26 protein-coding genes and 1 rRNA gene are annotated in these 23,865 nt (G+C 61.0%); 12 read left to right on the top strand and 15 right to left on the bottom strand.

What is annotated here, in order from left to right; translation table 11 throughout:
• The 12 genes from BR71_RS18785 to BR71_RS18730 form a co-directional block, all read right to left on the bottom strand.
• Positions 1-124, bottom strand: a 16S ribosomal RNA gene (locus BR71_RS18785); the annotation flags it as partial.
• 377 nt (positions 125-501) lie between these two features.
• Positions 502-1,047, bottom strand: a complete 546-nt coding sequence (locus BR71_RS18780; RefSeq protein ID WP_039756336.1) for a glutathione peroxidase — start codon at positions 1,045-1,047, stop codon at positions 502-504.
• Positions 1,048-1,154: 107 nt separating this feature from the next.
• Positions 1,155-1,517, bottom strand: a complete 363-nt coding sequence (trxA, locus tag BR71_RS18775; protein WP_043590839.1) for a thioredoxin — start codon at positions 1,515-1,517, stop codon at positions 1,155-1,157.
• A 137-nt stretch (positions 1,518-1,654) separates the two neighbouring features.
• Positions 1,655-2,857, bottom strand: a complete 1,203-nt coding sequence (gene gltS / locus BR71_RS18770) for a sodium/glutamate symporter (RefSeq protein WP_019103841.1) — start codon at positions 2,855-2,857, stop codon at positions 1,655-1,657.
• Positions 2,858-3,006: 149 nt separating this feature from the next.
• Positions 3,007-3,951, bottom strand: coding sequence for a class I SAM-dependent methyltransferase (locus BR71_RS18765; protein WP_043641148.1), 945 nt, complete (start codon positions 3,949-3,951; stop codon positions 3,007-3,009).
• 96 nt (positions 3,952-4,047) lie between these two features.
• Positions 4,048-4,575: a pantetheine-phosphate adenylyltransferase gene (coaD, locus tag BR71_RS18760; protein ID WP_043590836.1), complete on the bottom strand. Its 528-nt coding sequence runs from the start codon at positions 4,573-4,575 to the stop codon at positions 4,048-4,050.
• 180 nt (positions 4,576-4,755) lie between these two features.
• Complete coding sequence (locus tag BR71_RS18755; protein WP_043641146.1) at positions 4,756-5,727, bottom strand: peptide ABC transporter ATP-binding protein; 972 nt, start codon at positions 5,725-5,727, stop codon at positions 4,756-4,758.
• A complete protein-coding gene (locus BR71_RS18750) occupies positions 5,724-6,698 on the bottom strand; it encodes an ABC transporter ATP-binding protein (protein WP_043590845.1) in 975 nt (324 codons plus the stop codon). The genes BR71_RS18755 and BR71_RS18750 overlap by 4 nt, the downstream gene beginning before the upstream one ends.
• A 10-nt stretch (positions 6,699-6,708) precedes the next feature.
• Positions 6,709-7,623 (bottom strand): ABC transporter permease subunit, encoded by a 915-nt coding sequence (locus BR71_RS18745; protein ID WP_019101432.1) that lies wholly within the window; start codon positions 7,621-7,623, stop codon positions 6,709-6,711.
• Between the two features lie 19 nt (positions 7,624-7,642).
• Positions 7,643-8,671: an ABC transporter permease subunit gene (locus BR71_RS18740; protein ID WP_043641144.1), complete on the bottom strand. Its 1,029-nt coding sequence runs from the start codon at positions 8,669-8,671 to the stop codon at positions 7,643-7,645.
• A gap of 555 nt (positions 8,672-9,226) precedes the next feature.
• Positions 9,227-10,825, bottom strand: coding sequence for an ABC transporter substrate-binding protein (locus BR71_RS18735; RefSeq protein WP_043641141.1), 1,599 nt, complete (start codon positions 10,823-10,825; stop codon positions 9,227-9,229).
• A gap of 161 nt (positions 10,826-10,986) precedes the next feature.
• Positions 10,987-12,108: a beta-ketoacyl-ACP synthase III gene (locus BR71_RS18730; RefSeq protein ID WP_043641139.1), complete on the bottom strand. Its 1,122-nt coding sequence runs from the start codon at positions 12,106-12,108 to the stop codon at positions 10,987-10,989.
• Between the two features lie 453 nt (positions 12,109-12,561).
• Between BR71_RS18730 and iscR the strand changes: the two genes are divergently transcribed.
• From iscR to udk, 10 genes are all read left to right on the top strand, one after another.
• Positions 12,562-13,041: a Fe-S cluster assembly transcriptional regulator IscR gene (gene iscR / locus BR71_RS18725; protein ID WP_043641136.1), complete on the top strand. Its 480-nt coding sequence runs from the start codon at positions 12,562-12,564 to the stop codon at positions 13,039-13,041.
• Between the two features lie 32 nt (positions 13,042-13,073).
• Positions 13,074-14,291, top strand: a complete 1,218-nt coding sequence (locus BR71_RS18720; protein WP_043641133.1) for an IscS subfamily cysteine desulfurase — start codon at positions 13,074-13,076, stop codon at positions 14,289-14,291.
• Between the two features lie 61 nt (positions 14,292-14,352).
• On the top strand, positions 14,353-14,736 hold the full coding sequence (gene iscU / locus BR71_RS18715) for a Fe-S cluster assembly scaffold IscU (RefSeq protein WP_019102783.1): 384 nt from the start codon (positions 14,353-14,355) through the stop codon (positions 14,734-14,736).
• 17 nt (positions 14,737-14,753) lie between these two features.
• Positions 14,754-15,077, top strand: a complete 324-nt coding sequence (gene iscA / locus BR71_RS18710) for an iron-sulfur cluster assembly protein IscA (protein WP_019102784.1) — start codon at positions 14,754-14,756, stop codon at positions 15,075-15,077.
• Positions 15,078-15,152: 75 nt separating this feature from the next.
• On the top strand, positions 15,153-15,686 hold the full coding sequence (hscB, locus tag BR71_RS18705) for a Fe-S protein assembly co-chaperone HscB (RefSeq protein WP_043641131.1): 534 nt from the start codon (positions 15,153-15,155) through the stop codon (positions 15,684-15,686).
• Positions 15,687-15,794: 108 nt separating this feature from the next.
• Positions 15,795-17,657 (top strand): Fe-S protein assembly chaperone HscA, encoded by a 1,863-nt coding sequence (gene hscA, locus BR71_RS18700; protein ID WP_019102786.1) that lies wholly within the window; start codon positions 15,795-15,797, stop codon positions 17,655-17,657.
• A gap of 9 nt (positions 17,658-17,666) precedes the next feature.
• On the top strand, positions 17,667-18,008 hold the full coding sequence (gene fdx, locus BR71_RS18695; protein ID WP_043590826.1) for an ISC system 2Fe-2S type ferredoxin: 342 nt from the start codon (positions 17,667-17,669) through the stop codon (positions 18,006-18,008).
• 132 nt (positions 18,009-18,140) lie between these two features.
• The gene (gene iscX / locus BR71_RS18690) at positions 18,141-18,335 is read left to right on the top strand and encodes a Fe-S cluster assembly protein IscX (RefSeq protein ID WP_043641128.1); all 195 of its coding nucleotides are present in this window, start codon (positions 18,141-18,143) and stop codon (positions 18,333-18,335) included.
• 174 nt (positions 18,336-18,509) lie between these two features.
• Complete coding sequence (locus BR71_RS18685) at positions 18,510-19,145, top strand: glutathione S-transferase family protein (protein WP_019102789.1); 636 nt, start codon at positions 18,510-18,512, stop codon at positions 19,143-19,145.
• 92 nt (positions 19,146-19,237) lie between these two features.
• Positions 19,238-19,855 carry a uridine kinase gene (gene udk, locus BR71_RS18680; protein WP_043590824.1) on the top strand — a complete coding sequence of 206 codons (618 nt, stop codon included), beginning with the start codon at positions 19,238-19,240 and terminating at the stop codon, positions 19,853-19,855.
• Between the two features lie 458 nt (positions 19,856-20,313).
• Here udk and BR71_RS18670 read toward each other — a convergent pair whose 3' ends face one another.
• Both BR71_RS18670 and BR71_RS18665 read right to left on the bottom strand, forming a co-directional pair.
• Positions 20,314-20,712, bottom strand: coding sequence for a VOC family protein (locus tag BR71_RS18670; RefSeq protein WP_043641122.1), 399 nt, complete (start codon positions 20,710-20,712; stop codon positions 20,314-20,316).
• 86 nt (positions 20,713-20,798) lie between these two features.
• Positions 20,799-21,590 (bottom strand): inositol monophosphatase family protein, encoded by a 792-nt coding sequence (locus BR71_RS18665; RefSeq protein WP_019102792.1) that lies wholly within the window; start codon positions 21,588-21,590, stop codon positions 20,799-20,801.
• A 203-nt stretch (positions 21,591-21,793) separates the two neighbouring features.
• On the opposite strand from BR71_RS18665, the gene BR71_RS18660 reads away from it, so the two are divergent.
• Complete coding sequence (locus tag BR71_RS18660) at positions 21,794-22,573, top strand: RNA methyltransferase (protein ID WP_043641119.1); 780 nt, start codon at positions 21,794-21,796, stop codon at positions 22,571-22,573.
• Complete coding sequence (locus BR71_RS18655; protein WP_052370833.1) at positions 22,563-23,486, top strand: DUF1853 family protein; 924 nt, start codon at positions 22,563-22,565, stop codon at positions 23,484-23,486. The genes BR71_RS18660 and BR71_RS18655 overlap by 11 nt, the downstream gene beginning before the upstream one ends.
• A 178-nt stretch (positions 23,487-23,664) precedes the next feature.
• Here BR71_RS18655 and BR71_RS18650 read toward each other — a convergent pair.
• Positions 23,665-23,865, bottom strand: a 201-nt coding sequence (locus tag BR71_RS18650; protein WP_043641117.1) for a transposase, incomplete at its 5' end; no start/stop codon positions are given.

Genomic DNA, 23,865 nt, shown 5'->3' with positions numbered 1-23,865 from the left:
TTCCGATGCATTACTCACCCGTTCGCCACTCGTCAGCGGTGCAAGCACCCTGTTACCGTTCGACTTGCATGTGTAAAGCATGCCGCCAGCGTTCAATCTGAGCCAGGATCAAACTCTTCAGTTCAATTCCAAGCAAATTTTCTGGCACGCAAGATCAAAGAAACATCGAGACATTTCTCGTCTTGCAGTGCAAGTGTTTGGTCATCGACCGAGCACTTACACCTATCGGTTATTCGTTCTGTTAAAGATCGGTGCAGATCGCTGCGTTTCGTTTCCGTCGCTGCGTTGTCTGCTGAGGAGGCGAACTATACGTCACGACTCTGAACCCGTCAACACCTTTTGCGACAAAAACCTCAACAACGGCGGGCCGTGCAGGGCAAACCCTTGATGCGGCAAAGGATATCCAAAAAGGGTATTTACCAACCCCCGCCCCATGTCCCGACTATCCATGAAAAACGGGCCGGCGAAACGCCGGCTCCTTGTTGGATATACGTGCTTCCTCTAGTTTTTCACGCTCTCCGCCGGCTTTAGGTAAGGCAAGAAAGCATTGACCACTTCAGGATCATCCGGCTTGGTCCGCGTGCCTATGCTGACAACCTTGCTTGCGCCGGGCAGGATCAAATACTTGTGGAAGTTCCATACCGGAGCGTCGTCGGTGGCCTTGATCAAGGCTTTGAAGAACGGCTGCGCATCGGCGCCGCGCACATGCCCTTTTACAGCCATCGGAAAGGTCACGCCATAATTGGCTTCGCAGAACGCGCCGATCTCCTTATCGCTGTCCAGTTCCTGAAAGAAGTCGTTGCTGGGAAAGCCGACCACCATCAGACCGCGCTGCCCATAGGTCTGATACAACGATTGTAGTTGCTTGAACTGCGGCGTGAAGCCGCAGTGGCTGGCGGTATTGACCACCAGTAGCGGCCGATCCGCGTATTGGCATAGATTAATCTGGCCGCCCATCAGGCCCGGCACTGTGTAGTTCAACAAAGCCGGGCAAGCCGCCAGCACCGCCTGACTGCAAAAAATCAGCATTGCGCCCCATCGTTTCATTCGCGTCTCCTCGCTGCGCCATGTATTGATGGCAGACAAAATGATAAGGCAACGCTTGAAGCATTGCCTTATCTATTGTCCCGAGCACCGCATGCGGGCGTCTGCTGTCATTCCTGCTGGCTGGCGATGTCGGCCCGCACCTTGTCCATATCCAGTTCCCGCAGACCTTGAATCAACTGCTCAAACTGAGCGGCCATCATCGCCCCAGCCTGGTTGAATACCATGATGCCATCCTTGATGGCGATCAGCGTGGGTATGGAGCGGATATTGAAGTGGGCGGCCAGGTCTCGCTCGTCTTCAGTATTGATCTTGCCGAACACGATGTCGGCGTGCTTTTCCGATGCGGCTTCGAAAGTGGGACCGAACATTTTGCACGGACCGCACCACGGCGCCCAAAAGTCGAGAATGACCAAGCCTTCCTCTTTCATATGGGCGTTGAAGTTGTCGGCGCTGAGGTTGATGTAAGCCATCGGGGTGTCTTTCGCTGTCTGAAGCGCCCGCCAACGGCGGGCTGTTGCAGCAAAGATAGGTACGCGCCCGCGGCATTGCAAGACTATCGCCCAGTTGAATTTATCAATCCAGACGATAGCCGCTGTCGCCGCGATGCTTAGCCTATGAAGGGCAGCGCGAGGTAGAGCTTGATCACGATAGCGTTGACGATATCAATGAAGAAGGCCCCAACCATGGGCACGACCAGGAAGGCCAGGTGCGAGGGGCCGAAGCGTTCGGTCACCGCCTGCATATTGGCGATGGCGGTGGGCGTGGCTCCCAGACCGAAGCCGCAGTGGCCGGCGGCCAGCACCGCCGCGTCGTAATTGCGCCCCATCACCCGGAAGGTGACGAAAATCGCATACATCGCCATCGCCGCGGTTTGCGCCAGCAGTAGCACGAAGATGGGCAGCGCCAAGGCCGCCAAATCCCACAAACGCAGGGACATCAAGGCTAGCGCCAGGAACAGCGACAGGCTGACGTTGCCCAGCACCGACACTTCGCGCTCGAAGATTTGATACCAGCCCAAAGCCGCCAGCCCGTTGCTGATCAACACGCCGACAAACAGCACGCAGACGAAGGTGGGCAATTCCAGCGGCGTGCCTTTAAGCAGGCCGCCGAGAAAGGTGCCGCCCAACAGACAGACGGCGATCAGCGCCAGCGTCTCGATGAAGGAATGCGGAGTGATCAGACGTTGGGCGTCCGGCTGTTCGAAAGCCAGCGGCGGATCGTCGGCATTGTGCTCGGCGCCCGGGGCTTTGACTTTTTTGACCAGAAAACGCGCCACCGGGCCGCCGATTAGGCCGCCCAGCACCAACCCGAAAGTGGCGCAAGCCAGCGCCAGTTCCGACGCGGAGGCCAAACCGTACTTGGATGCAAAGGTGCCTCCCCAGGCCGCGCCGGTGCCATGGCCGCCAGACAAGGTAATGGAGCCGGCCAGCAGGCCCATCAATGGATCCAGGCCCAGCAGGCTGGCCAGAGCGATGCCAAGTGTGTTCTGCACCAGCAGCAGGCCAACCACCACCGCCAGGAAAACGCCAACTGTCTTGCCGCCCTGCCTCAGGCTTTTCAAATTGGCATTGAGGCCGATGGAAGCGAAGAAGGCCAGCATGAGCGGGGTTTGCAGCGAAGCGTCGAAGCGAACCTCGTTACCGGTCAGTTGACGGAACAGCAACAGCAGGGCGGCAATCAGCAAGCCGCCAACTACCGGCTCGGGGATATTGTAGGTGCGCAGCGCGCCGACATGCGCCACTAGTTTGCGCCCGAGCAGCAAAACCAGCGACGCGGCCACCAAGGTGCCGTAGAAATCCAGTTGAATCATCGAGTCTCCCTATTGTTTGATGAGCGAAGGCGCGCTTGATTCAGACTAGCAGCTGTCGGAATGTTGTCGCGCCCTGCAATACGATAGGCAACCCGGGGATAAAGTTCGGCCCCTAATTAATAGAGGCCTTATAGAGTGAATATCAACCGCTAGTCGCGACGAATCCGCCAGCATTGATGAATGGCGCGGTTGCGGAAGTCTTCCGGCACCGATTGCGCGCTGATGTCGCTGATGAGGTAATCGTCGGACAGTCTCTCGTCCAGCTTGAAGCTGCGGAGATTATTGGAGAAGTACAAGGTGCCGCCCGGAGCCAGCAGCGCCATTGCGTAGTCAATCAGCCAGACATGGTCGCGCTGCACGTCCAGAATGTCGCGCATCTTCTTGGAGTTGGAGAAGGTAGGCGGGTCCATAACGATCAGATCAAACTGCTTGCCGGCATCCACGGCGTCTTCCAGGTACTGAAACACATCCGCCCGCACCAGTTCGTGCCGGGCAAGGTCCAGGCCATTGAGTTCGAAGTTACGGCGCGACCAATCCTGATAGGTATTGGACATGTCCACGGTTTCGGAGCGGATCGCGCCGCCGCAGGCTGCGTAGACAGTGAAGCTTCCGGTGTAGGCGAACAGATTGAGGAAACGCTTGCCGGCGGCTTCTTCCCTCACCCGCTTGCGGGTGTTGCGATGGTCCAGGAACAGGCCGGTATCCAAGTAGGCTTCGAGATTAACAATAAAGCGCTGACCGAACTCGTTGACGATAAAGTCGCAGCCCTGTTGCCCCGCTTTCTCATACTGGCTCACGCCTTTCTGGCGACGACGGTTCTTTAGCGTCACCGCCTCATGCGCAAGGCCCGTCACCGCGCACAGGCTGTCCACCACCGCGTTGATCCATTCGCGGTAGGCGTCGTCCTCCATCTCCCACCCCGTGTCGTACTCCTGCAGGTGGATGCGCTCGCCGTACACGTCCACCGCGAACGGGAACTGCGGCACGTCCTTGTCGTAGACTCGCCAGGCGTCCAGCCCCTGGCGACGCGCCCATTTGGCGTAGTGCTTGAAATTCTTGGCCAGGCGATTGGCGAATGGGCTGACGTCCAGCATGAGTCCTCGATATTGGCGATGAGCAAAACACAAAACAAACGCGCCGCTGACTGCAGGCGGCGCGTGAACGGATATCCAATTCTATTACAGCCGCGGCTATTCGGACGAATACATCTCGATCAGCTTGCTGTAAACCGGTTCCGGCAAGTATTGGCGAATCACGCTTTCCCAGCCCCTCGGCCCCACCAGGCCCTTGACCATCGTGGACGACACTTCGGCGTACTCACGCGGCGGCAGCAGGAAAATAGTGGTGATGTCCGGGTGCAGATCGGAATTGATATAGCGCATGGTGCGCTCGTATTCATAATCGCTGGCGGTGCGGATGCCGCGGATGATGTAGTTTGCGCCTATGCTTTGCGCGTAATTAACCAGAAACTGATTTTCGAACACATCCACCCGCAGCTTGCTGAAGCCGCCAGTGACGGCGCGCAACAAAGCCACTCGTTCCTCGACACTGAAGGTACAGTGTTTTTCCGGGTTCACTCCGACCGCTACGATCAATTCGTCAAACAGCTCCACCGCTTCACGAATCATCCAGAGGTGACCATTGGTCACCGGGTCGAAGCTGCCCGCGTACACGGCTCGCTTCAATTCTCGTTTTCCTTTGACTGTATGATGTGCCATGGCGAATGTATCGTGGTCGTTGGGGGCGGGTAAAGCAATTTTTGTGCATTGCGCAAAATGTTTCGCTTCCACCTGGACTATCCGCGGCAGAATCTGTCCATTTCACTCATTATCGGCAAAGCGCCGCCAAAAAAAAGCAGGCCGCGCATGGCGGCCCGCTTACGGTCAAATCCTACCCAATCAGGCGTTGATCTCCTCGGCGCGATGACAAGCGATCATGCGCTGATCCAGTTCGCGTAATTCCGGCACCTCCTCCGCGCAACGCTGATTCGCGTGGGGGCAGCGCTTGTGGAAGGCGCAGCCTGACGGCGGCTTCAACGGGCTGGGCAGCTCGCCCTCGATCTTGATCTTGATACGACGCTGCTCCGGGTGGATGGACGGCGTCGCCGACAACAAGGCCTGGGTATAAGGATGCAGCGGCCGCTCATAGACGCGGTTCTTTTCCCCCACCTCCACCGCGCGCCCCAAATACATCACCATCAAGTCGTCGGCCACATGCTCAACCACCGACAGGTTGTGGGAGATGAATACATAGGCGGTTTTGAACTCGTCCTGCAGATCCATGAACAGATTGAGCACCTGGGCCTGGATAGACACATCCAGCGCCGAGGTAGGCTCGTCCGCCACAACGATCTTGGGGTTCAGCATCATTGCGCGGGCAATGGCGATGCGCTGACGCTGACCGCCGGAGAACATATGCGGATAGCGGAAAAAGTGCTCCGGCCGCAAACCAACCCGCTGCATCATGCCGCGCACCTTTTCTTCGCGCTCCTTGGCGCTCAGCGAGGTGTTGATCAGTAAGGGCTCGGCCAGCTGACTGCCGATTTTCTGGCGCGGATTCAAGGACGCGTACGGGTTTTGGAACACCATCTGCACCTTGGTGCGCATGGCTTTCAATTCGGCCTTGCCGGCCTGGGCCGCATCCTGGCCGTCCAGCAGCAGAGAGCCCGAGGTCGGCGCTTCGATCAGCGTCAGCTGCCGCGCCAGGGTGCTCTTGCCGCAGCCGGACTCGCCCACCACCGCCAAGGTCTTGCCGGCCCGCAGTTCGAAGGAGACGCCGTTGAGCGCCTTGACTTGCGCCGAGGGCTTGAGAAAGCCTTGGGACACGTCGTAGTAGCGGGTCAGATCCCGCGCTTGCAATACGGTGCTCATTTCGCCTCCTTGTCCAGCAACGGGTAGTGGCAGCGCACGGCGCCGCCCTCCACCGGGGTCAGGCCTGGACGCTGGGTCCGGCAGTTGTCCTTGACATAGGGGCAACGCGGCGACAACAGGCAGCCGCCGGGGCGGTCGTACTGCCCCGGCACAATGCCGGGCAAGGTGTTCAGACGATGCGCGCCTTTGCTGTGTTCCGGAATCGACGACAGCAGCGCTTCGGTGTACGGATGGGCGGGATGATTGAACACGCCCGGCACCGCGCCCATTTCAGCCACCTGGCCGGCGTACATCACCGCCAGCCGGTGCGCCACTTCGGCCACCACCGCCAGATCGTGGGTGATCATGATCAAGGCCATGTTCTGGCTCTTTTGCAAGCTGACCAGCAGCTCCATGATCTGTGCCTGGATGGTCACGTCCAAAGCCGTGGTCGGCTCGTCGGCGATCAAGAGCTTGGGGCTACAGGCAATGGCCATCGCAATCACCACCCGCTGGCTCATGCCGCCGGACAACTGATGCGGATAGGCGTTGAGCCGCGAGGCCGGCGCCGGAATCTCCACCAGTTCCATCAGTTCCAGCGCGCGCCGCTTCAGGGCCCCGCCGCGCAGGCCTTGATGCAGCTTCAGCACTTCCATGATCTGGTAGCCGACGGTGTAGCTGGGGTTCAGCGAGGTCATCGGGTCCTGGAAGATCATGGCGATATCCTTGCCGACGATCTTGCGGCGTTCGCGCGCGGAGATGGTTAGCAGGTTCTTGCCGTCGAAGCTCAGTTCATCGGCCACGATGCGCCCCTGACCTTCCAGCAGCCCCATCATCGCCATCATGGTGACCGACTTGCCGGAACCGGATTCGCCGACGATGCCGACGATTTCGCCCTGATTCACCGTCAGGTCCAGCCCTTCCACCGCGCGGAAGGGATTCTTTTCCGAACCGAACTCCACCGAGAGGTTCTTGATTTGCAGCAAACTCATTTCCATCCCCTCAAGCCGCGCGCTTCAGTTTCGGGTCCAGCGCGTCGCGCAGGCCGTCGCCCATCAAATTGATGGCGAGCACCGACAGCAAAATGGTCAGGCCGGGCAAGGTGACTACCCACCAGGCGCTTTCAATGTAATCGCGGGCCGATGCCAGCATGGTGCCCCACTCTGGAGTCGGCGGCTGCACGCCCAGGCCGAGAAAGCCCAGCGCGGCGATTTCCAGGATGGCCGAGGAAAAGCTCATCGTCGCGTGCACGATCAAAGGCGCCATGCAGTTGGGCAACACGGTGACGAACATCAGCCGCGGCAGGCCCGCGCCGGCCACGCGCGAGGCCGTAACGTAGTCGCGGTTCAGTTCGGTCATCGCCGACGCGCGAGTCAGCCGCACATAGGCAGGCAAGGCCACGGTGGCGATGGCTATCATCGCGTTCATCAGGCCGGGTCCGAGAATGGCCATGATGGCTACCGCCAGCAGCAGCGAGGGCAAGGCCATCATGATGTCCATCAGCCGCATGATCGCGCCGCCGAGGACCTTGGGAAAGAAGGCGGCCAAGAGGCCGAGCACCACGCCCGGCAGCAAGGCCATCAGCACCGAGCACAGGCCGATGAACAAGGACAAGCGCGCGCCGTGGATCAACCTCGACAGGATGTCGCGCCCCAGCTCATCGGTGCCGAACAGGAATTGCGTCGAGCCGCCGTCCACCCATGCAGGCGGCGTCAGCAAATGGTCGCGATATTGCTCGATTGGGCTATAGGGCGCCACCAGCGGCGCCAGCAGCGCACAGGAGGTGACGATCAGCATGAAGATCAGGCCGGCCACCGCGCCCTTGTTGTGGGAAAAACCCTGCCAGAACTCCTTGAACGGCGAGGGATAGGCCAGCGCCAGGTCCGGGCCGGCGTTGACTTGCGTAGTCTGAGTCATAAATCCACCTAACTGGCTGTTACTTGGCGTGACGGATGCGCGGATTGGCGATGCCGTACAGGATGTCGACGATGAAGTTGGTGATGATCACCAGCGTCGCCACCATCAGGATGCCGTTCTGCACCACCGGATAGTCTCGGCGACTGATCGCGTCGATCAACCATTTGCCTATGCCCGGCCAGGAAAAGATGGTTTCAGTCAACACCGCCCCGCCCATCAGCGTGCCCACTTGCAGGCCGATCACGGTCAGTACTGGAATCAGCGCATTGCGCAGGGTGTGGATGAAGATCACACGCGCCGGCGACAAGCCCTTGGCACGCGCGGTGCGCACATAGTCCTCGCGCAGCACTTCCAGCATCGACGAGCGCGTCATCCGCGCGATGACCGCCAACGGAATCGTGCCCAGCACGATGGCCGGCAGAATCAGGTGCATCAAAGCGTTCTTGAAGGCGCCGGCGTTCACGTCCGGATCCGCGGCTTCCGCCATCCAGGAATCGATCAGCATGAAACCGGTATGCGGCGCGATGTCGAAGGTCAGGTCGACGCGGCCGGACACCGGGGTCCAACCCAGCTTGACCGAGAAGAACATGATCAGGATCAAGCCCCACCAGAAGATGGGCATGGAGAAGCCGGTCAACGAGATGCCCATCACGCCATGGTCGAACAGCGAGCCGCGCTTGATGGCGGCGATGACGCCGGCCAGCAGACCCAGCACGGTGGCGAAGATCAAGGCGGAAATCGCCAATTCCAGCGTGGCGGGGAACAGGGTTTTGAACTCGGTCCAGACTCCGGTCTTGGTGACCAGGGACTCGCCCAGATCGCCGTGCAGCAAATTGACCACATAGTCGAAGTACTGAGCGTACAGCGGCTTGTCCAGACCCAGGCGATGCAAGGCTTCGGCGTGCATTTGCGGATCGAGCGCGCGCTCGCCCACCATCACCTCCACCGGATCGCCCGGAATCATGCGGATCAAGCCGAAGGTCAGCAGCGTGATGCCGAAGAAGGTTGGCACCAATAAGCCCAACCTTCGCAGAATAAAGGAAAACATGAGGACTTCTCCCTTGCGCCGGCCCCGCTGGGCGACTGGGCGCAATACTCAACTTGAGACCCAGAGCGACGACGCTTTGCATGGCAAACAGCGCGCGACGGCTCTATTGCGTTTGGGGAGACGTTACCGGAATAGAACGGAGAAGAAGCAAGGAAAACAACAATGAAGAGCGCCGGAGCGATGGCATGCAACTGAACCACCCACCCACATCAGCTGCGCCACCGCTACGGCAAGTGCAAGATAGCACTCCTCGCCGCAAACGAGCTTGACCCAGGTCAAGCCTGACGCACAGCCTCTCCACGCTGTGACTGACTACCCTCTAACACCACCCAGTAGACGTTCCGCCGCCATCGGGCCCGCCGCCTCTTTGTGCGACTGGAAACCCAAGGCTTAGAGTAGCCGACAAAACCCCGCGCCGCGTCCTGGCGCGCCGGCGGCAGCTGCCGCCCGGCAACACATGCCAGTTCGCATCACGGATTTCGCCAGCCGTTCTTTATCAGGCAAAACATCGGGGGAACCAGCCCCCGATGTCGCTGTTTTTTATTGTATTCCGGCTTACTTGACGCTAACGCCGTAGAAGGAGTTCAGGCCGAAGGGGCTGACCTTGAAGCCCTGTACCGATTTCAGCATCGGCTGATTCACGGTGGAGTGGGCAATCGTGGTCATCGGCACTTGCTGTTTGACGATCTCCTGAGCCTTCATGTACAGCTTGGTGCGCTCTGCCACGTTGGCGGTGCGCTTGCCTTTCTGGATCAGGTCTTCAAACGGCTTGTAGCACCACTTGGAGAAGTTGTTGCCGTTCATCGCGTCGCAACCGAACAGCACACCCAGCCAGTTGTCCGGATCGCCGTTGTCGCCGGTCCAGCCAATCAGCATGGAGTCATGCTCGCCGGCCTTCGCGCGCTTGATGTACTCGCCCCACTCGTAGGAAGTGATCTTGGCCTTGACGCCGATCTTGGCCCAGTCGGACTGCACCATTTCCGCCATCAGCTTGGCGTTGGGGTTGTACGGACGTTGCACCGGCATCGCCCACAGGCTCAGTTCGAAGCCGTTGGGATAGCCGGCCTTGGCCAACAGCGCCTTGGCCTTGGCCACATCGTAAGGCGCGTCTTTCAGGCTCTTGTTGTACGACCACTGGGTCGGCGGCATCGGGTTGGTGGCCGGCTGGCCGGCGCCCTGGTACACCGCGTCGATGATGGCCTTCTTGTTGATCGCCATGTCCAGCGCCTGACGCACTTCCAACTTCTCCAGCGGCTTGTGCTTGACGTTGTAGGCCAGGTAGCCCAGGTTGAAGCCCGGCTGCGCGGTCACCGACAGCTTGGGGTCGGCCTTCATCGCGGCCAGGTCGGTCGGACGCGGGTTGACGGTGATCTGGCACTCGCCGGCCTTCAGCTTCTGATAACGAACCGAAGCGTCGGTGGTGATGGCGAACACCAGGTTGTCCACTTTCGGGCCGTCAGCCTTGTTCCAGTATTCTTTGTTGGCGGCGAAGCGGATCTGCGCGTCTTTTTGATAGCGCTTGAAGATGAACGGGCCTGTGCCTACCGGCTGCTGATTGATCAGCTGTGGCTTGCCGGCCTTGAGCAGTTTATCGGCGTACTCGGCGGATTGCACCGAGGCGAAGCTCATCGCCAGGTTCTGCAGGAAAGCGGCATCCAGGCTCTTCAGCGTGAACTTGACGGTGTTGGCGTCGACTTTCTCGACCTTGACGATATTGGTGTCCAGACCCATATCCGTGAAATACGGGAATTCGGTCGGATAGGCTTTGCGGAACGGATGGTTCTTGTCGACCATGCGGCTGAAAGTGAATACCACATCGTCGGCGTTGAATTCGCGGGTCGGCTTGAAGTAGTCGGTGGTCTGGAACTTCACGCCCTTGCGCAGGTGGAAGGTGTAGCTCAGGCCATCTGCCGCCACGTCCCACTTTTCGGCCAGCGCCGGCACAACCTTGGTGCCGCCGCGCTGGAATTGCACCAGGCGGTTGAACACGGTTTCGGCGGACGCGTCGAAATCGGTGCCGGTAGTGTATTGACCGGGATCGAAGCCGGCCGGGCTGCCTTCGGAGCAGTACACCAGGGTGCCTGCGGCCTGAGCGGCCATCGCGGTCCCGGCGATCAGGCCGGCTGCCAGCAGCGCTTTCTTGACAGTTTGCATCTTTATTTCCTTTCCCTTGTACAGACTCATCGGTCTTTCTTGTCAACGGGACCTAAGCCCGCCATGGGGGGATACATTATGCAGAGAGGACGCTTTTGACAAGCGTCCTCTGCTTTTTTCTGCCAAGGGCTCTCCGCGCTAGGACTATTTTTTCCGGCTTATCAGATTTTCCTCAGCACAACGCTGCCCACCGAATAGCCCGCGCCAAAAGATGAAATGACGCCAACATCTCCGCCCGCCAGATCGTCTGAATGCAGATGGAATGCAATAACGGAACCGGCGGAACTGGTGTTGGCGTAACGGTCCAGAATCACCGGCGCCTCATGGTCGCCTGCGTCGCGGCCCAACACGCGCCGGGAAATCAGCTGGTTCATCGCCAGGTTGGCCTGGTGCAGCCAGAAGCGCGCCACCTCGGCAGGCGCGATGCCCAGGCTCTCCAAATGCGCGGCGATATGATCGCCCACCATAGGGCAGACTTCCTTGAACACCTTGCGGCCCTGCTGTACGAAAAGCTTGTCCGGCTGGCCAATTCCCGCCTCGTCGCAACGATTGAGGAAGCCGAAGTTGTTGCGGATATTATTGGAGAACACCGTGGCTAGCTTGCTGCCCAACACCTCGTAGCGCTGCGCCGAGCTTGCCGCATCGGCTCGCTCCAACACCACCGCGGTGCAGGCATCGCCAAAAATGAAGTGGCTGTCTCGGTCGCGGAAATTCAGGTGTGCGGAACAGATTTCCGGGTTCACCATCAACACCGCACGCGCCTGGCCGCTGGCAATGGCGTTGACTGCGGTTTGAATACCGAAGGTGGCGGATGAGCAAGCCACGTTCATGTCGAAAGCGTAGCCCTGAATACCCAGCGCCTGCTGCACCTCGATCGATACCGCCGGATACGGGCGTTGCATATTGGAGCAAGCGACGATGACCATATCGATGTCCGCCGCGCTTCGGCCTGCGCGCTCCAGCGCCTGCCGCGCGGCGGCCACCGCCATTTCCGCCTGGACCGACAGCTCGTCGTTGCCGCGCTCCGGCAAGCGCGGCGCCATTCTCTCCGGGTCCAACACCCCGCTCTTGTCCATGAGGAAGCGCTGCTTGATCCCGGAGGCCTTTTCGATGAACTCGGAGCTGGACTCGGCCAACGGCTCCATCTCCCCAGCGGCGATCCGGTCCGCGTGTTGCTGATTGTGAGCGTGTACAAAGGCATTGAAAGCCGCGACCAGTTCCTGATTGCTGACCGCGTGCGGCGGCGTGAACAAGCCGGTTCCGCTAATGACGACCTTGTGCATGAATTGTCCTTTTAGCCCCCCGTAACCCGGGTAAGTGTAGATTTTTGTTGCGGCGACGACAGTCCTTGCTGCCCCGCCCAAGCGGAAATAGCCCGCCCTGTCTCGGCCCGTCCTCGGACGATCCTTTCCGTCGCCGGATTCTACACCAAGCCCTTCATCTGAAAGTAATAAAACCGCAAACGCCGTCGCAGCGCGGCCCGCGGCCCTTCCCTCCTCTCCACGGCATGCGCCAACGGCTTTAATCGCCCCTCCCGCCCAAGTGGCGGCGCCCCGCCGGCCCCGTCGGCAAAACTACCCCTCCAACTAAAAACCGAGTAAAATGATCGGCTTTGCGCAAGCCGCCTTCTCTTGGCCCCGCCGATAATAGTTGACTAAAACAGTCGGATATTAGGTATAATCGTCTGCATCAGGAATTCATCCTCCTCCAAATACCCACTCTTGGAGACCAGAGACATGCGTTTAACCACCAAAGGCCGCTTTGCCGTCACCGCAATGCTGGACTTGGCATTGCGCGAGAGCGGCGGCCCGGTCACGCTAGCCGGCATTAGCGAGCGCCAAGGCATCTCGCTCTCCTACCTGGAACAACTCTTCGGCAAGCTACGGCGCGCCGAACTGGTGGACAGCGTACGCGGCCCCGGCGGCGGCTATACCTTGGCCAAGGCGCCGATCGATATTTCCGTGGCGGACATCATCACCGCCGTAGACGAACCAGTGGACGCCACCCAGTGCGGCGGCCGCGAGAACTGTCGCGGCAATCAGCGCTGCATGACCCACGATTTGTGGACCAATCTGAACGTCACCATTTTCGACTACCTGTCCAAGGTCAGCCTCGCCAGTCTGGTTGAGCAGCAAAAGGCCAAGGAAAACACTGTATTGCAGGATAAGCGCGAATGCAGCGTGGTTCACGCTTCTGCCGCCTCCAGCGCCCTGTAAGGCGCGGACCCATCTTCTTGTGGAGAATATAAATGAGCCAGCTCAAGCTTCCGATCTACCTCGACTACTCGGCCACCACGCCGGTAGACCCGCGCGTTGCCGACAAGATGATTCCCTATCTCTACGAAAAGTTCGGCAACCCGGCTTCGCGCAGCCACAGCTTCGGCTGGGACGCGGAGGAAGCGGTGGAGAACGCGCGCGCTGAAGTGGCCAAGCTGATCAACGCCGACCCGAAGGAAATCGTCTGGACCTCAGGCGCCACCGAGTCCGACAACCTGGCGATCAAGGGCGCAGCCCACTTCTACAAGAGCAAGGGCAAGCACCTGATTACCGTCAAGACCGAGCACAAGGCGGTGCTGGACACCATGCGCGAGCTGGAACGCCAGGGCTTCGAAGTCACTTATCTGGGCGTGCAAGACAACGGCCTGCTGGACATTGAAGAATTCAAGGCCGCCATCCGCCCGGACACCATCGTCGCCTCCGTGATGTTCGTCAACAACGAAATCGGCGTGATTCAGGATATCGAACAATTGGGCGAGATCTGCCGCGCCAACGGCGTGATCTTCCACGTCGACGCCACCCAGGCCCCGGGCAAAGTGGTCATCGACATGGAAAAACAGAAAGTGGACCTGCTCAGCCTGTCCGCGCACAAAGTGTACGGCCCCAAGGGCATCGGCGCGCTGTACGTGCGCCGCAAACCGCGCGTGCGCCTGGAAGCGCAGATGCACGGCGGCGGTCATGAGCGCGGCTTCCGCTCCGGCACCCTGGCCACCCACCAGATCGTCGGCATGGGCGAAGCCTTCCGCATCGCCCGCGAAGAGATGGACAGCGAGCGCGAACGCATCCGCATGCTGCGCGACCGCCTGTGGAACGGCATCAAGAACATGGAAGAGGTCTACATCAACGGCGACATCGACCAACGCGTGCCGCACAACCTCAACGTCAGCTTCAACTTCGTCGAAGGCGAAAGCCTGATCATGGCGATCAAGGAGCTCGCCGTGTCCAGCGGGTCGGCTTGTACCTCGGCTTCGCTGGAGCCGTCCTACGTACTGCGCGCGCTGGGCCGCAACGACGAAATGGCACACAGCTCGATCCGCTTCACGCTGGGCCGCTTCACCACCGAGGAAGAAATCGACTTCGCGGTGAATCTGCTAAACCAAAAGATCGGCAAGCTGCGCGAACTGTCCCCCTTGTGGGAAATGTTCAAGGACGGCGTGGATCTGAATTCGGTTCAATGGGCCGCCCACTAAGGGCGACAGCAATATCCAGCGCCGAGCCGGCAAGACCGGAACGGCGCTGAAGGAGACAATCATGGCATACAGCGACAAGGTAATGGATCACTACGAAAACCCGCGCAACGTGGGCTCTTTCGAAAAAGGCGACGACAGCGTGGGCACCGGCATGGTGGGCGCGCCGGCCTGTGGCGATGTGATGAAGCTGCAAATCAAGGTGAGCGAGGACGGCGTGATTCAGGACGCCAAGTTCAAGACTTACGGCTGCGGCTCCGCCATCGCCTCCTCCTCACTGGTGACTGAGTGGGTCAAGGGCAAATCGCTGGACGAAGCGCTGGAGATCAAGAACACCGCCATCGCCGAAGAACTGGCTTTGCCGCCGGTGAAGATTCACTGCTCCATCCTGGCCGAAGACGCGATCAAGGCCGCGGTCAACGACTACAAGCAAAAGCACGGCAAATAATCAGCGGGGACATCATCATGGCTATCACCCTTTCCGAACGCGCCGCCGCCCACGTCAGCGCCTTCATCGCCAAGCGCGGCAAGGGCTTGGGCATTCGTCTGGGCGTTAAGACCTCCGGCTGCTCCGGCATGGCCTACAAGCTGGAGTTCGTCGACGTGGCCAGCGACGACGACGTGACCTTTGAAAGCCATGGCGTCACCGTATTCACCGATGCAAAGAGCCTGGCTTACATCGACGGCACCGAACTGGATTACGCCAAGGAAGGCTTGAACGAGGGGTTTCAGTTCAACAACCCCAACGTCAAAAACGAGTGCGGCTGCGGCGAAAGCTTCAACGTCTAACCCCGGCAGGCGGACGCGCTTCGGCGCGGCCCGCCCGTCGTCCAACTGTAAGCTAGGTTTTCCGGCCCCGTCCCTATGAACACCGATTTCAGCCAAGACTTCTTCTCCCTGTTCAATCTGCCGCGCCGCTTCGCCATAGACGGCTCGGCACTGGAGCACGCCTGGCGCACCGCCGCGGCCCAGGTCCATCCCGACCGCTACGCCAGCAGTTCCGACGCTGAAAAGCGCAGCGCGCTGATGCAGGCCACCCGAGTCAACGAAGCCTACCAAACGCTGAAGTCGCCGTTGAACCGCGCCCGCTACCTGCTGACACTATCCGGAGTCGACACTCAGGAAGACACCAACACCCAGATGCCGGCCGCCTTCCTGATGGCGCAGATGGAGTGGCGCGAGAACATAGAAGACGCCCGCGCCGGGCGCGAACTCGAACGCCTGGAAACACTGTCGCGCCAGCTGCGGGACGAGAGCCGCGCGCATCAGATCGAATTGGAGCAAGCGCTGGATCAGCGCGCCGACTTGGACGCCGCCGCGCTTCTAGTGCGAAAATTGCGGTTTTTGGAAAAACTGGACCAGGAAATCGGCGATGCCATCGAGGCTTTGCTCGACTGAACTCCCGGCCGCCGGCCCTTCCCCGTCGTGGGGATCGCGCACCGGCCTGTCCTCCATATCCGCCTCCGCCGCAGCAGGCGGCTTACCTCGAACTGATTTGAACTGAATATGGCCTTACTGCAAATCGCCGAACCCGGCCTCTCCGCCGCCCCTCACCAACACCGATTGGCGATCGGCATCGATCTGGGCACCACCAACTCGCTGGTGGCCTCGGTGCGCAGCGGATCCGCCGCCGTACTCAAGGACGAGCACGGCCGCAGCCTGCTGCCCTCGGTGGTGCGCTACGCCGACGAAGGCGCCGTCAGCGTCGGCTACGAAGCCCAGAAAGAACAGAACAAGGATCCGCACAACACCATCGTCTCGGTGAAACGCTTCATGGGCCGCGGCCTGGCCGACCTGCCGGACGTCCGCAACCTGCCCTACCGCTTCGTCGACGCGCCCGGCATGCTGCAGCTGGTGACCCGCGGCGGCATCAAGAGTCCGGTTGAAATTTCCGCCGACATCCTGCGCACCCTGAAGCAACGGGCCGAAGCCAGCTTGGGCGGCGAACTCACCGGCGCGGTAATCACGGTGCCGGCCTATTTCGACGACGCCCAGCGCCAGGCCACCAAGGACGCCGCGCGCCTGGCCGGCTTGAACGTGCTGCGCCTGCTGAACGAACCCACCGCCGCCGCCATCGCCTACGGGCTGGACAACGGCAGCGAAGGCATATACGTCGTATATGACCTAGGGGGAGGCACTTTCGATGTTTCCATCCTGAAACTGAGCCGCGGCGTGTTCGAAGTGCTGGCCACCAGCGGCGACTCCGCATTGGGTGGCGACGACTTCGACCACCGCGTCTACTGCTGGATGCTTGAGCAGGCCGGCCTGTCCGGGCTGGGCGCTCAGGACACCCGGCTGCTGTTGACCCGCGCCCGCGAAGCCAAGGAAGCGCTGACCGAGCACGCGGAGACCCAAATCACCGCTCTGCTGTCCGACGGACAGACCCTGAACCTGACCTTGGATCAGGACACCTTCCGCGGCATCACCAAGAACTTGGTGGACAAGACCCTGCTGCCGGTGCGCAAGGCGCTGCGCGACGCGGGCGTCGCGACGGACGAGGTCAAGGGTGTGGTGATGGTGGGCGGCGCCACCCGCATGCCGCAGGTGCAAAAAGCCGTTGGCGACTTCTTCCGCCAAGAACCGCTGACTAATCTGGACCCGGACAAGGTCGTCGCCTTGGGCGCGGCGATCCAGGCCAACGTGCTGGCCGGCAACAAGGGCGAGGACGAGTGGCTGCTGCTGGACGTGATCCCGCTGTCGCTGGGCATCGAAACCATGGGCGGCCTGACCGAGAAGATCATCCCGCGCAACAGCACTATCCCGGTGGCGCGCGCGCAGGACTTCACCACCTTCAAGGACGGCCAGACCGCAATGTCCATTCACGTGCTGCAGGGCGAGCGCGAACTGGTGGCCGATTGCCGCTCGCTGGCCAAGTTCACCTTGAGCGGCATCCCGCCGATGGTGGCCGGCGCGGCGCGCATCCGCATCACCTTTCAGGTGGACGCCGACGGCCTGCTGGAAGTATCCGCCCGCGAACAGACCAGCGGCGTGGAAGCCCGCATCGAGGTCAAACCCTCCTACGGCCTCAGCGACGAGGAAATCAGCCGCATGCTGACCGAGTCCATGACCCATGTGCATGAAGACATCGAGGCGCGCAAGCTGCGCGAAGCCGTTGTCGACGCCACCAGCCTCAGCGAAGCCTGTCGCGTCGCGCTAGCCAGCGACGGCGACCTGCTGGACGCCGACGAGCGCAACGCGGTGGAACAGGCGCTGGCCGCCGTGGACGCGGCCATCGCCGCGGCACAGGCCGCCCGCGAGGTCAACGAGGCCTCCGGCCGCCTCAACCGCGCTACCGAAGAATTCGCCTCGCGCCGCATGGACCGCAATATCCGGCGCGCGCTCAAAGGCCACAACATTTCCGATTTGTAAGGATCCGCCATGCCGCGAATCATCGTACTGCCCCACGCCGACCTCTGCCCGGAAGGCGTGGTCATCGACAACGCCGAACCCGGCCAGAACATCTGCCAGATATTGCTGGACCACGACATCGAGATCGAGCACGCCTGCGAGATGTCCTGTGCCTGCACAACCTGCCATTGCATCGTCCGCGAAGGCGGCGACTCCCTGAACGAAGCCGACGAGCTGGAAGAAGACCTGCTGGACAAGGCCTGGGGACTGGAAGCCCAGTCCCGCCTGTCCTGCCAGGCGATTGTCGCCGATGAGGACTTGGTGATAGACATCCCACGGTACACGATCAACCACGCCCGCGAACACCACTAGGAACACGCCCTAAAATCCCTGTAGCCGCGTTGCGCCGCCTTGCCGTACCTCATGTACTGTCTGCGGCGGCGCGCCTTGCTACAGCCGCTGCGCTGGATTTTATGAACGGTTCCCCGCTCTGGAGACAAGAAGATGAAATGGACCGACGTGCTGGACATCGCCATCGAACTGGCGGAAGCCCACCCGGAAATCGACCCCAAAACCGTGCGCTTCGTCGACTTACACAACTGGGTCGTCGCGCTGCCGGATTTTGACGACGACCATAGCCGCGGCGGCGAACGCGTGCTGGAAGCGATTCAACAAGCTTGGATCGACGAGGTGGAATAAACCTGCTCGCCCCCCTGTTTCGGCAAGGCCGCGTCTCCTGACGCGGCCTTTTTGCCGTCTAGCCTCAAAAAACTCGCAGCCGCCGCATAGGAAAAGCCGTGCCGATGGCGGTATCATCGGACAAAGGCTGCGACAGCCCGCCGGCAGCCTCCTCTTTCGAAACGGAGCTCCCTGATGTTTACCCTCATCATCGGCAATAAAAACTATTCCTCTTGGTCCCTGCGCCCCTGGCTGGTGCTGAAAATGCTGGACGAGCCGTTTGAAGAGCAACAAATCGATCTTTACCTGTCCGACACCAAGGCCCGCATCCTCGCCGCCAACCCGGCCGGCAAAGTGCCGGTGCTGATAGATCGCAAGCTGCGGGTCTGGGATTCGCTGGCGATCTGCGAATACCTGGCCGAGTGCTTCCCCGCCGCCAAGCTGTGGCCGGACGACGCCGGACTGCGCGCGGTCGCCCGCTCCATCGTCGCCGAGATCCACTCCGGCTTCTCCGCCCTGCGCGAACACCTGGCGATGAATCTGACGCTGCGCCATATCAATTACCAAAGCACGCCGGCGGTGGAGTTCGATATCGCCCGCATCATCTCGCTATGGGAAGAGCATCTGCCGCGCCATCAGGCCAACGGCGAATTCATCTTCGGCGGCTTCAGCATCGCCGACGCCTTCTTCGCGCCGATCGCCACCCGCTTTCACACTTACAACGTCAAATTGCCTGAGCAGTCTCAGGCTTACGTCAACCGCCTGCTGGCTTTGCCGGCCATGCGGGAGTGGTATGATGCCGCCCAGGCGGAAGGTCAGCGCGGCCAATAGCGTCCGATGTCGCAATTAGAGTGGAAGGACGCGCCATAACTCATTAGAATGGCGCGTTTTTTTATCATTTTTACGCGTAGAAGGATAGTTTCATGACCACCCCGTTCATCATCGGCGTTGCAGGCGGCAGCGGCAGCGGTAAAACCACGGTGACCAATCAAGTGCTGGAAACCATTGGCTCCGAGATGGCGGCTGTGATCATTCAAGACTATTACTACCGCGATCAGAGCCATCTGACCTTCGAACAGCGGCTGGCCACCAACTACGACCACCCGCAAGCCTTCGATTGGCCGCTGCTGATCGAGCACATCGACGATCTACGCAATGGCCGCGCCATCGAAATGCCGGTCTACGACTTCGCCAACCACACCCGCGCCGAGGAAACCATTACCATCCAGCCGGCGCCGGTCATCGTCATCGAGGGCCTGTTCCCGCTGTACGACGCTGCGCTGCGCGACATGATGTCCTTGAAAATCTTCGTCGACACCGATTCCGACGTGCGCTTCATCCGCCGTCTCAAGCGCGACATCACCGAGCGCGGCCGCACCACCGATAGCGTAATCGAGCAATACCTGACCACGGTGCGCCCGATGCACAACCAGTTCATCGAACCGACCAAGCGCTTCGCCGACGTGATTCTGCCTCACGGCGCCAATGATCCGGCGGTGGATATTATCACCACCAAGGTGGCCAGCCTGATGGTACGCTAAGAGCGGGTAACAAAACTCCTGATGCTGCGTTGCGCCGACTTGTCGTACTCAAGCACTGCCTGCGTCGGCGCGCCTTGCCTCAGGTGCTCTACGAGCTTTTGCGAACCGCTCAGACTTAATGCGGCGGCGTCCGCGCCACCGTCTTCCGCCCGCTCTTCGCAGCGGGGCCCAAGCACAGGAGTACTCCATGCACACAATCAAACCGCGCAATCCGCACGCTTGCGCGCCCATCATGAAAAAAGGCGGCGCCCACGGGCGGAGCCGCTCCGGACAGCGCCAGGCCGGACGCCAGGCCATATTGGCCGAACTGGATCTTGATCTGGACTGGAACGAAGCGGACGCCTACCCGCCGCAGGCGCAAGCCGCAGCCGACGATGAGCCGGCGGTTTTTGGCGACGTTAAAAACAAAGAGCCGCGCATTGCGCGGCTCTTTGTTTTTAACGGTGCCCTGCCAACGGCTACGCCCCGGACTTCAACTGCAGCAAATCCCAGCGGTTGCCATACAAATCCTCGAACACCACCACGGTGCCGTATTCCTCCTCCCGCGGCTGCTCGCTGAAGCTCACCCCCGCCGCCGCCATGCGGCGGTAATCGCGCCAGAAATCGTCGGTATGCAGGAAGAAACCGACGCGACCGCCGGTTTGCGCGCCCACGACGGCTTGCTGCCGCGCATTGCTCGCCTTGGCCAGCAACAGCGCACACTCGCTCGCCCCGGGCGGCGCCACGCGCACCCAGCGCTTGTCCTCGCCCTGACGCTCATCCTCCAGCAGCACAAAACCCAGCTTGTCCACATACCAGGCGATGGCCTCGTCGTAATCGGCCACCACCAAGGCGACCGAACCCAAATACTGTTTCATCTCACGCTCCAAACAAAAACGGCGTCCCCAAGGACGCCGTGACGCGCTAAGCCCGCTCAAGCCCCAAGAGGCCAAGCCGACAGCGCTTACTTGCCGATATGCGGCGCCAGCATGTGCAGCAGTTGCGCCAGCACTTTCGGATTGGCGGCGACGATATCGCCGGACTCCAGCCAACCCTGCTCGCCGGACAAATCGGTAACGATGCCGCCCGCTTCCTGCACGATCAGGCTGCCCGCGGCGATGTCCCAGGGCTTGAGATTCAGCTCCCAGAAGCCTTCCACGCGGCCGCAGGCCACATTGCACAGGTCCAGCGAGGCCGCGCCTTCGCGACGCACGCCGGCGCTCTTGGCCAGCACGTCCTTGAGCATGCCCAGGTATTGGTCGATATAGCTTTGGTCGGACACCGGGAAGCCGGTGGCGATCACGCACTCATTCATCATGAAGCGCTTGGATACGCGGATACGGCGATCATTGAGGAAGGCGCCGACGCCGCGCGAGGCGGTGAACAGATCGTTGCGGTTGGGGTCGAAGACCACGGCTTGCTGCACCTGGCCCTTGTGCGCCAGCGCGATGGAAATCGCGTACTGCGGGTGGCCATGCAGGAAGTTGGTAGTGCCGTCGATGGGATCGATGATCCACTCGTATTCCGACGAACCGATGCCTTTCGCGCCGGACTCTTCTGCTAGAATCGCGTGCTTGGGATAAGCTTCCAGAATGGAAGCGATGATGGACTCTTCCGCGGCGCGGTCCACTTCGGTCACGAAGTCATTGTGTTTCTTGCGCTCTACGCGCACCGCGTCGAGATTCAGCGACGCGCGCTGGATGACACTGCCGGCGCGGCGAGCGGCTTTCACCGCGACATTGAGCATCGGATGCATTGACGGCCTCTACACTTTCAACCATGACAAACGTCCGCCACATGACGCGACGTCTGCTAGTAACAATCTGGGTTAAGGAACAAGAAAAACCCGGCGCAATCGGGCAAGGCGGCATGCCTGCCCATCCGGCAAGCGCTGGCCTTGCGCGCAAAATGGCGCGCGGGCTTTTTCGATAAGCCGGCTATTTTAATGTGAAACTGCTGATGAATAAACCCCAAGTACCTGATTTTCTGAAAAACATTCGCGTGGTGTTGGCTCGCCCCAACCACCCCGGCAATATCGGCTCCGCCGCCCGGGCAATGAAGACCATGGGCCTGAGCCGGCTCTATCTGGTTGAACCCAAAGTGTTTCCCAGCGACGAAGCCAATACGCTGGCCTCCGGGGCGGTGGATCTTCTCGAACACGCCACCGTGGTGCCCAGCCTGGCCGAGGCGCTGCAAGACGTCACCATCGCCTGCGCGCTGACCAGCCGCCGCCGCGAGCTGACCACCCCGCTGTCCACCCCGCGCCAAACCACGCCTGAACTAGTGGCCCGCGCCCGCGACGGCGAACAAGTGGCCCTGGTGTTCGGCAACGAAACCTTCGGCCTGTCGATCGAAGAAGTCGAGCAGTGCAACCGTCTGGTCACCATCCCCGGCAATCCGGACTACTTCTCGCTGAATCTGGCGATGGCGGTGCAGGTCATGACCTACGAGCTGTTCAGTCACACCGGCGTGGACGTCGATTATCTGCGCGCCGACAGCGACGCGGCGGCGCTGGGCGAGGTGGAGGGCTTCTGCGGCCATCTGGAACAGACCATGGACAAGATCGGCTACTTCCGCCGCCGCAATAGCGAGCGGATGATGCGCCGGATGCGCACCCTGTTCAACCGCGCCGGCATGCTGCGCGAGGAGATCGACATCCTGCGCGGCTTCCTCAAACAGGTGCAACGCGCTGCCGACGGCGAAGTCCGTCGCGACGCGCCCGGACCGAATGGCGAATAAGCCGCCGTTCACCTTGCCCTACGCGCATCCGGCGGTGCGCGATCTGGCTTTTCTTCTCACCGCGCCCTCCCCCTGGAAAAGCGGCGCGGACATTCCGCCGCACCGGCTGCTGGGCCCCGACGGCCCGGCGCTGCTGCAAGCGCTGGACGCTCATCCCGACGAGCTGCGGCACTGGCTGGCGCGCCAGCCCACCCGCCGCCTGGGTCATTACGCCGAGCGCTTGCTGTCGTTCTGGTTCCGCTTGGCGCCGCACATCGAACTAGTCGCCAGCAATCTGCCTGTGCGCGGTCCAGACGGCCGCACCGTCGGAGAATTCGACTTCCTTTTGCGCCTGGACGGCCAACCGCTGCATCTGGAAGCCGCCAGCAAGTTCTACCTGCAGCTGGGCCGCAGCGCCGATACGCTGACCGGTCCCAGCCTGCGCGACGCCTGGGCGCTGAAAGCCCATAAGCTGCAGACCCAGCTGCGTCTATCCCGCCACCCCGCGGCGCAAGCGACGCTGCCGGAAGGCTTTGCCGGCTGCGCGGTCGGCGCCCGGCTCAGCGGCTGGCTGTTCCACGCTCAAGACACCTCGCCGGAACCGCCGCCCGGCGCCCTGCCGCTATACGGGCAATACTGGCCGCTGCGCGGCGACTGGCCTGCGTTGAACGCGGACTCCCGCTGGGCCTGGCTGCCCAGGCTCAGTTGGCTGGCGCCTGCGCGCCTCTCGCGGGAACACACCGCCGATGCGGCGGAAGTGCGCGCGCGGCTGGAACAGGCAGAGGCACCGCAATTGCTTGCCGAACTGCAACCCGGCCCGGACGGCGACTGGCATGAAGTGGCGCGAGGCTTCGCCGTTCCGCCGGGATGGCCTCAAGAAGCGCCGTTGTCGCGCTTGTTGCGGCAAATCGCGGACTGCGCGCCGCCGCAATGAAAAAGGCAAGCCTCATGGCTTGCCTAAGAACCTGTTTACGATCTGCTGCGCGTTGGCGATACGGCGTTGAGAACAGCTTCAGAATGTTCATGTACCGTGTGTACATTCCGCTTTTTCGCTCGTTTTCGCCTTGTCTCGCTCTGGCTCGCGAGACTTTGAACTGGCTCTAAGAACCTGTTTACGATCTCCGGAGCAATAGAGCCAGGAAAGCCAAGTGGATGAACTGCAAGCTGGTATTGAGTTTCCGCTCACAGTTCTTCCACAGCCTTCTGCTCTTTTCCAACCAAGCGAAGCTGCGCTCCACAATCCATCGTTTTGGCATCACCTTGAACGTATGCAGCTCGCTTCTCTTCGCGATCTGTACCGTCACATACCCGCC

Origin of the sequence: Chromobacterium haemolyticum DSM 19808 (assembly GCF_000711885.1) — a bacterium.
Lineage (GTDB): Bacteria > Pseudomonadota > Gammaproteobacteria > Burkholderiales > Chromobacteriaceae > Chromobacterium > Chromobacterium haemolyticum.
The sequence above is the reverse complement of the archived record's forward strand: the minus strand, read 5'-3'. Positions and strand labels throughout refer to the sequence as shown.